This window comes from Sphingomonas sp. 2SG (genome assembly GCF_005503285.1).
GTDB classification, from domain to species: Bacteria; Pseudomonadota; Alphaproteobacteria; order Sphingomonadales; family Sphingomonadaceae; genus Sphingomonas; species Sphingomonas taxi.
In genome coordinates this window covers 1-8,287 of the sequence record NZ_SCMZ01000086.1, presented here as the reverse complement: position 1 = coordinate 8,287, position 8,287 = coordinate 1, and the positions used below count along the sequence as shown (strand labels likewise).

Below are 8,287 nucleotides of genomic sequence, written 5' to 3'. Positions count from 1 at the left end.
GGCCCCACCCCAACCCCTCCCCTGAAGGGGAGGGGCTTTTAGGAACGGTTACAAACTGAAGATCTTGCCCGGGTTGAACAGGTCCTTCGGGTCGAGCGCGCGTTTCAGCGTGCGCATCACGTCGACGGCGTCGCCGAGTTCCTCGACCAGCCAGTGCTGCTTGCCGATGCCGATGCCGTGTTCGCCGGTGCACGTTCCGTCCATCGCCAGCGCGCGGGCGACGAGGCGGGCGTTGACGCCCTCGACCTCGGCGAGATCCGCTTTGGACGCCGGATCCAACGCGAAGATGACGTGGAAATTGCCGTCGCCGACATGGCCGAGGATCGTCGCGGGGACGCTGCACGTCGCGAGGTCCGCCTTGGTCGCGGTGATGCATTCGGGCAGGCGGCTGATCGGCACGCATACGTCGGTCGCCCAGCCGACCGCGCCGGGGCGCAGCGCCACCGCGGCATAATAAGCCTCGTGCCGTGCCTTCCACAATCTGCCGCGCTCCTCGGGGAGGTTGGACCAGGCGAAGTCGCCGCCGCCATTTTCCGCGGCGAGCATGCCGACCATCTCGACCTGCTCGGCGACGCCGCCCGGCGAGCCGTGGAATTCGAAGAACAAGGTCGTCACCTCGGGCAAGGCGAGCTTCGACCAGGCGTTGACCGCGCGGATCTGCATGTCGTCGAGGATCTCGACGCGGGCGAGCGGCACGCCGGCCTGGATCGACTGGACGACGGTGGTGATCGCGCCTTCGAGGCTGTCGAAGCCGCACACCGCGGACGAGATCGTCTCGGGGATCGGATGCAGGCGCAGCGTCACTTCGGTGATGATGCCGAGCGTGCCCTCGCTGCCGACGTAGAGGCGGGTGAGGTCGTAGCCCGCCGCCGACTTGCGCGCGCGGCGCGCGGTGGTGACGACCCTGCCGTCGGGGGTGACGACCTTGAGGCTCAGCACCGCCTCGCGCATCGTGCCGTAGCGCACCGCATTGGTGCCGCTGGCGCGGGTCGAGGCCATGCCGCCGATCGTCGCATTGGCGCCGGGATCGATCGGGAAGAACAGGCCGGTGTCGCGGAGATGCTCGTTGAGCTGCTCGCGTCGGCAGCCGGCCTGCACCGTACAGTCGAAATCCTCGGCATTGACCGCGACGATCTGGTTCATCTCGCCGAGATTGACGCTGACGCCGCCGCGCACCGGCACCGCATTGCCCTCGATCGAAGTGCCGGCGCCGAACGGCACGATCGGTACGTCGGCGGCAACGCAGAGGTTGACGAGATCGACGACCTCCTCGGTCGAATGGGCGAACACGACCGCGTCGGGCAGGACGACGTCGAAATGCGCCTCGTTCGAGCCATGCTGGCGCAGCATCGCGTCGGTGAGATGGAGGCGCTCGCCGAAGCGCGCGCGCAGCCGGTCGAGGAACGCCGGGTCGGGCGCGGCGCGGGGGAGGGCGGTGTCGATATGCATGGGGTCAGAACCTGAAGCCGAGGCGGACGCCGATGCGGCGGCGATCGCCGATGATGCCGAGATCGGAGGCGGGCAGGCCGGCGAGGGCGAGCGTCGTCCTTTCGATATAGGCGTCGAAATAGTTCTTCTGGAGCAGGTTGTTGGCGAAGGCCGCCACCTCCAGCGGGCCGGTGCGATAGGTGATCGCGGCGTTGACCAGCGCATAGGGGCGCAGGAAGGTCGGCGTCGTCTGGTTGAGCGTCGCGGCGAGGCGGCTGCCCTTGGCGACGACGCCGCCGGTCAGCGTCAGCGTGTCCTCGCCGCCGAGGGGGATGGTATAGTCGCTGTAGATGTTGCCGCTAAAATCGGGCTGGAAGGTCAGCCGGTCGGACGACAGCGTGCGGCCGGTCACCAGCGTATAGGGCGAGGAATCGGTCAGTCGGGCGTGGATGTAGGTGACGCTGCCGTTGATCGTCCAGTTGGACACCGGCCGGATCGTCGCCTCCAGCTCGGCGCCGTAGCTTTCGACGTCGCCGCTGTTGAGATCGACGGTGACGAGGCCGCCTCCCGCCGCCGGCGCGATCGAGTTGAGACCGATGTAGTTGGAATAATCGTTGTAGAAGACGTTGCCCGACAGGCTGAACGCGCGATTGGGCGAGACGTATTTCGAGCCGATCTCATAGGTCCATGCCGAATCGCCCTTGTAGGTGCGGATCGGCGCGGTCGGCGCGTTGAAGCCGCCGCCGCGATAGCCGCGCGCCACCGAGGCATAGGTCATCAACTGGCTGGTCCAGTGGCGGGTTATCGAAAGGCGCGGTTCGACCTGATCGGATTTGAGCTGCGCGTTGGAGAGGGTGGTCGGCAGCGCCGCCGCGCCGACGGTGATCGCGATGTCGCCATCGGCGCTGCGCTTCTCGTGATCGTAGCGCAGGCCGAGCGCGATCTCCCAGGCGGTCGTCGGCTTCCAGAAGATCGTGCCGAACGCGGCATAGGTGTCCGCCTTGGTGGCGTTGTTGGTCAGGCGGGTGAGGTTGGCGGGCAGGATGCGGGTGCGGTCGAACGCGGTCGCCTCCTCGCGGCTGTAGAACAGGCCGAGCAGGGTGCTGAGCGTGCCGCTGAGTTCGGTGTCGAGGCGGGTCTCGACGGTCTTGGTGCGCAGGCTGTCGGTGCCGTTGCTGCGCGCGATGTCGGCGGGGCCGAAATCGGCGTCGCTATTTGGGGAGACGCCGTTGCGCGCGTCATAGGAGCCGACGAGGGTGAATTTGGAATTGATCGCCTCGATCGGCGTCTCCAGCCGCGCGTTGACGCCGCGATAGCGATATTGGATGCGATTGGGTGCGTTGAACTGGACGATCCGCGAATAATCGGTCGGGCCGGTAACGCGCGCATAGGGCGTGTTGGCGCCTTCGACCCAGTCGTAATAGCCGTTGACGGTCAGCACGACGTCGCCGGTCGGGACGAAGCGGATCGTGGTGTTGAGCGAGTCGGTCTTGAACGGGCTGGCGTCGATGCCGAGCAGGTTGTTGCGCAGGAAGCCGTCCTGCTGGCGGTGGCCGGCGGCGACGCGGACCTGCAGCACGTCCTTGATGATCGGGCCGCTGACCGAGGCGGAGGCGAGGATGCTGTCGTCGGGGCCGGCGAAGCTGAAATTGCCGCGCGCCTCGGTCTCGTTCGACGGCTGGCGGGTGATGACGTTGATCGCGCCGCCCAAGGTGTTCTTGCCGTACAGCGTGCCCTGCGGGCCGCGCAGCACCTCGATCCGGTCAATGTCGAGCAGCGGATTGTTGAGGTAGGAGGTGTTGGGCTGGTAGATGCCGTTGATGAACAGGCCGACGCCGGGCTGCACCGATTGCACCAGCGTGACGCCGACGCCGCGGATCGAGACGAAGGCGCGGCCGGCGCCGTCGCTGGCGATGTTGAGGCCGGGGGTGAGAGAGGCGGCCTCGCGCACCGAATTGACGCCGCGTTCGGTCAGCGTGTTGCCGCTGATCGCGGTGGCGGCGATCGGCACGTCGAGCAGCGACTCGGCACGCTTGCGGGCGGTGACGACGATGTCCTGATCGCCGGTCTGCGGGGCGGCACCGGTGGCGCGGCCGGGCGGGGCGGTATCGGTGACGTCGGGGGCCTCGGCGACCTGCGCGGCGGCGGGTGCGGCAAAAGCGAGCAGCGCGACGGGCGCGGTGGTGACGGCAAACAGGGTGCGAAGGCGCATCGAAAATCCTCTCTTCGGCCGGTGAGTCTTCGCCCACCTGTCAGAAAGGTTGTGCGCCTTTCGATACCTATCCGAAAGGTCGATCGGATATGCCGATCGGCTCTGCGACTTCGCCGATCACCAGCAGCTGTAACCGCCGTCGGCGAGAACGATGCTGCCGGTCATCAGGCTGGCGGCGTCGCTGGCGAGGAAATGGACGATCGCGGCGACCTCCTCGGGTTCGCCGAGCCGCGCCTGCGGCGTGCCGTCGATCCAGCGGCGGTACATTTCGCTGTCCTTGTCGGCGAAGGCGTTGAGCGGGGTGGCGATATAGGTCGGCGCGACCGCGTTGACGCGCACCCCGCGCGGCGCCCATTCGGCGGCGAGGCTGCGGGTGAGCTGATGCACCGCGGCCTTGCTGGCGTTGTAATAGCTCTGCGGCTGCGGGCGGTTGACGATGAACCCCGACATCGAGCCGATGTTGACGATGCTGCCCCTGCCGCGCGCCAGCATATGCCGGCCGAAGGCGCGCGCGCACCAGAAGGTGCCGTTGAGGTTGACGTCGAGGACGTTGCGCCATTGCTCGTCGGTGACGTCTTCGGCGGGGGTGTCGCTGCGCGCGATGCCGGCGTTGTTGACGAGCACGTCGACCACGCCGGCGCTGTCGGCGATGCGGGTCACCGCAGCGGGATCGGTGACGTCGAGCAGGACGCCGTCGACGGCGCGGCCCTGGCCACGCAGGCGTTCCAGCGCGGCGCCGAGCGCGTCGGGATCGCGGTCGGCGAGGATGACGCGCGCGCCGGCCTCGCCGAGCGCATCGGCGCAGGCGAAGCCGATGCCCTGCGCGGCGCCGGTGACGAAGGCGGTGCGCCCGTCGAGGCGCAGACGATCGAGATACATGGGCGCAATCCGATCAGGGCAGGAAGGCGGCGGCGGGCATCACCGGTTCGGCAACCGGTTCGCCGGCGGCGAGCTGGTAGACGGTGCGGCCGTCGCGCTCGAACGGCGCCCAGGGCAGCGATCCGTCGCGGGCGAATTGCACCCAGAGCGCATGGATGCGGTCGGCGAGGTCCTGCGGCGGCGCGGTGCCGCACAATCCTTCGGCGCCGGTGCAGGTGGCGAGGCTGTCGAAGACGAAGGGCAGTTCCATGCCGTGCGACGCGCCGAGCCCGTCGTCGTAGCGCGGCGAGCGCCATTCGAATTCGTACATATGGGTGCGGCCGCGATGCTCCTCGGCGAAGCGGCGCGCCGGCCAGCGGAAGACGAGGTCGGTCATCGCATCGGTCAGCGCCTGTCCGGCGGGTTTGCCACGCCCCATGCCATAGGCCTTGAGCACGGCCCAGGCGCGCGGCTGCGACTTGCGCAGCACGACCCAGGCGAGCAGCCTGCCGACCGCGCTGTTCAATTTGTCGCGGACGCCGCTGGGGACGAGATAGAGGTTCATCTCCTCGCGGTTGCTGCCGATCAGCAGCGCGACCTCGGCACCCGCGCCCTGTTTGAGCGCCTCGAGCGGCGCGAGCGGCAGCACGTCGTCGCCGTGGACGGGGACGAAGCGGCTGATCCCGAACACCGGCTCGCGCCCGTCGTCGCCGCGCAGGTCGAGCCGGGTGGTGGGCAGCGACACCGTTTCCACCGCATCGAGCAGCGGGTCGCCGGGTGCGACGCTCGCAAATCCGGCGCGATCGGGGGTGACGCCGAGCAACGTCGCCATCTTGCGCACCAGTCGCTGCGCGACCGGGACGGTGCGGGTCATGCCGCCATGGCCGCTTTGCACGATGGCACGCTGGAACAGCCCCCTGGCGAGCGGCGAGGCGATCAGATCGGCGATCGCCATCGCGCCCGCGCTCTCACCGAAGACGGTGACGTTGGCGGGATCGCCGCCGAAGGCTGCGATCTCGTCGCGCACCCAGCCGAGCGCGGCGATCATGTCGCGCAGGCCGAGGTTGGTCGGCACGCCGGGGATCGGCAGGAAGCCGTCGACCCCCATGCGGTAGTTGATCGCGACATAGACGATGCCGTCGCGCGCGAAGCTCGCACCGGTCTGCACGCCGGCGTCCTTGCTGCCGACGACGAAGCCGCCGCCGTGGATGAACACCATGACCGGGCGCGCCCGCTCGTCCCCCGCCGGGCACCAGACGTCGAGCGCGAGATATTCGTCGCCCGGCGTCCAGCCCTCGCCGATCAGCGGTGCGGCATCGAGGCCAGGCAGCTTGCGCGTCCGCTGCGGCGCGTTGGCCCCGGGCGCGACCGCCGGCCGCACGCCGGACCAGCGCGGCACCGGTGCGGGCGGCGCGAAGCGGTGCGCGCCGACGGGGGCCGCGGCATAGGGAATGCCGCGAAAGACGGTGAGCGCGCCATGGCGGCGCCCTTCGACCGGTCCGGCACCGGTCTCGACCACGGGAGGGGGAAGCGACGACATCCTGCCCTTATGCCGCGGGCCGGGCGCCCGGCGTAGCGCCCATCGTTATGCCGATCGGGTGATTTGCCGTGCCCGGCGAGGGCGGCCTGACCCGCGGCCCGATCAGACGTCGGACTCGAGGCGGAGCCGCCAGGGCGTCGGTGCGGGGGTGGGAGCGGGGGCGATGGCGGCGATGGCGCGCTCGGCTTCGCGGGCCATCATGACGAGCAGCGACCGGTCGAAATCCCCGGTCAGCGGCGCGCTGTCGGCGATGCAGAGTGCGCCGAGCGCCATGCCCGCCTCGTCATGGATCGGCACGCCCGCGTAGAAGCGGACGAAGGGATCGCGGGTGACGCTGTCGAACTTGGCGAAGCGGGCGTCCTCGCGCGCATCGGGAACGACGAGCGCGCGGCCGCCCTGCTGGATCGTCACCGCGCAGAAGGCGGTGCTGCGCGCGGTCTCGGCGATGCCGAGGCCACGCTCGGCGAGCAGGATCTGCGAGCGTTTGTCGATGATCGAGATCGCCGCATAGGGCCGGTGATAATGATCGCGCACGACGTCGACGATCCGCGCGAGTTCGGTGCTGCCGCGCATCGAAACCGCCCGGCTGCGATCCACGGCAAGTTGCCGCGTCTTCTCCGCGGAGAAAGCATCAAACCATGAACTGACGCGCGGCTCGTTCACCGTGCTCTCCCACCTGTTTCATCAACAACTCCAAGTATCGCAATTGGTTTCCTAACAAAGCAACTGAAAATACCAAGCAAAGCCGGTGGATATCGGCAGCTGTCGTCAGCAGGGGAGAACAAGTCGGCGAAGAATAATCCAATCGAAATGAGGTGAATTCTCGTTAACGGACGATTTACTACGATGACGGCGCGTCGGGCAGGTGGAGGAGGACGGCGAGGCCGGGCTCGGCATCGGCCAGCCGCAGCGTCGCGCCGATCCGCGCCGCGGCCGAGCGTACGACGGCAAGGCCGAGCCCGCTGCCGTCGGGCGCATGGCGGTCGCCGAGCCGGACGAACCGCTCCAGCGCGCGGTCGCGGTCGGCGGCGGCGATGCCGGGTCCGTCGTCGCGCACGGAGAGATCGACGCCGCCGTCGGCGTCGCGGATCGCGACGGTGACGGTGCCGCCGCGCCGGTTGTAGCGGATGCCATTGTCGATGAGGTTGCTGAGGATTTCGACTAATAAGGTGCGGTGGCCGTGCACCCAGGCGGGCGCCGCCGCGGCGTCGAGCTGGAGTTCGACGCCGGCGTCGATCGCCTGGCCGATGCGGCGGCTGATGACGCGGACCGCCACCTCGCGCAGGTCGACGCGTTCGAGCGGCGGCGCGGCGCCCGCCTCCTCGGCGCGGGCGAGCGCGAGCAGCTGGATCAGCAGCCGTTCGAGCCGCGCGGCGGCGGTGGCGATCTCGTCGAGCGCCTCGCGCGAGCCGCGGCGGGCAAGCTCGATCTGCACCTTGAGCACCGACAGCGGCGTGCGCATCTGGTGCGAGGCGTCGGCGGTGAAGCGGCGCGTCGCGGCGGTCGCGGTGTCGAGCTGGGCGAGCAGCCGGTCGAACGCCTCGGCGAGCGGACGCAGTTCGAGCGGCAGCGGGCCGGCGTCGATCGGCGACAGGTCGGGCGCGGCATGGCCCTCGCGCGCCTCGACCGCGCCGCGCAGCCGGGCGAGCGGGCGCAGGCTCCAGCTGAGCGCCGGGCGCAGCAGCAGAATGGCGATGCCGACCAGCGCGAGTTCGCCGCCGAGCAGCGCGATCATCAACCGGCGGCTGAGCGCGCGGCGGCCGTCGAGCGTCTCGGCGACCTGGACGACGACCGGTCGCTCGATGCCGGGCAAGGCGCGGCGGACTTCGGCGATGCGGATGCGCTGGTCGCGATAGTCGGCGAAGCGGAAGCGCGGCTGGTCGATCGCCAGCGCATCGGGGGCGGGGGCGGGAAGGTCGGCATAGCCGGTGAGCAGATCGCCGCCGACCGCGATGCGGTAATAGACGTTGTCGCGTTCGCTGTTCTCCAGCATGCCGAAGGCGGCGGGCGGCAGGTCGAGCGTCACCTCGCCGCGCTCGACCTGCACCGTCTCGGCGATCGCGCCGAGCGCGCCGCCGAGCACGCGGTCGTTGGTGCGCCGCACGACGTCGGCGATCAGCGCCGCGCCCGCAACACCAAGCAGCACCGCGACGCCGAGCAACGGCCCGAGCATCGCGACGAGCAATCGCGTGCGCAAGGCGATGGCGCGGCGCTGATCGCCGACGTCGTGCGGCGCACCAACGACCGCG

General features: G+C 69.6%; 6 protein-coding genes. All 6 read right to left on the bottom strand.

Going from position 1 to position 8,287, the window contains the following annotated elements; translation table 11 throughout:
- Window positions 1-48: 48 nt before the first annotated feature.
- Window positions 49-1,449: an FAD-binding oxidoreductase gene (locus FFS23_RS19430; RefSeq protein WP_137899898.1), complete on the bottom strand. Its 1,401-nt coding sequence runs from the start codon at window positions 1,447-1,449 to the stop codon at window positions 49-51.
- Between the two features lie 4 nt (window positions 1,450-1,453).
- Window positions 1,454-3,640, bottom strand: a complete 2,187-nt coding sequence (locus FFS23_RS19425; protein ID WP_137899897.1) for a TonB-dependent receptor — start codon at window positions 3,638-3,640, stop codon at window positions 1,454-1,456.
- A gap of 117 nt (window positions 3,641-3,757) precedes the next feature.
- On the bottom strand, window positions 3,758-4,519 hold the full coding sequence (locus FFS23_RS19420) for an SDR family NAD(P)-dependent oxidoreductase (RefSeq protein ID WP_137899896.1): 762 nt from the start codon (window positions 4,517-4,519) through the stop codon (window positions 3,758-3,760).
- A 13-nt stretch (window positions 4,520-4,532) separates the two neighbouring features.
- Window positions 4,533-6,038 carry a carboxylesterase/lipase family protein gene (locus FFS23_RS19415; RefSeq protein WP_137899895.1) on the bottom strand — a complete coding sequence of 502 codons (1,506 nt, stop codon included), beginning with the start codon at window positions 6,036-6,038 and terminating at the stop codon, window positions 4,533-4,535.
- Window positions 6,039-6,140: 102 nt separating this feature from the next.
- Entirely contained in the window at window positions 6,141-6,611 is a 471-nt protein-coding gene (locus FFS23_RS19410) for a GAF domain-containing protein (protein ID WP_052075749.1), read from the bottom strand.
- A 268-nt stretch (window positions 6,612-6,879) separates the two neighbouring features.
- Complete coding sequence (locus tag FFS23_RS19405) at window positions 6,880-8,241, bottom strand: sensor histidine kinase (protein ID WP_502702164.1); 1,362 nt, start codon at window positions 8,239-8,241, stop codon at window positions 6,880-6,882.
- Window positions 8,242-8,287: the final 46 nt, after the last annotated feature.

Excerpts from the sequence above, each read along its gene's own strand:
- FFS23_RS19425 (WP_137899897.1), bottom strand. The coding sequence starts at position 3,640 with ATGCGCCTTCGCACCCTGTTTGCCGTCACCACCGCGCCCGTCGCGCTG.
- FFS23_RS19420 (WP_137899896.1), bottom strand. The coding sequence starts at position 4,519 with ATGTATCTCGATCGTCTGCGCCTCGACGGGCGCACCGCCTTCGTCACC.
- FFS23_RS19410 (WP_052075749.1), bottom strand. The coding sequence starts at position 6,611 with ATGCGCGGCAGCACCGAACTCGCGCGGATCGTCGACGTCGTGCGCGAT.
- FFS23_RS19415 (WP_137899895.1), bottom strand. The coding sequence starts at position 6,038 with ATGTCGTCGCTTCCCCCTCCCGTGGTCGAGACCGGTGCCGGACCGGTC.
- FFS23_RS19430 (WP_137899898.1), bottom strand. The coding sequence starts at position 1,449 with ATGCATATCGACACCGCCCTCCCCCGCGCCGCGCCCGACCCGGCGTTC.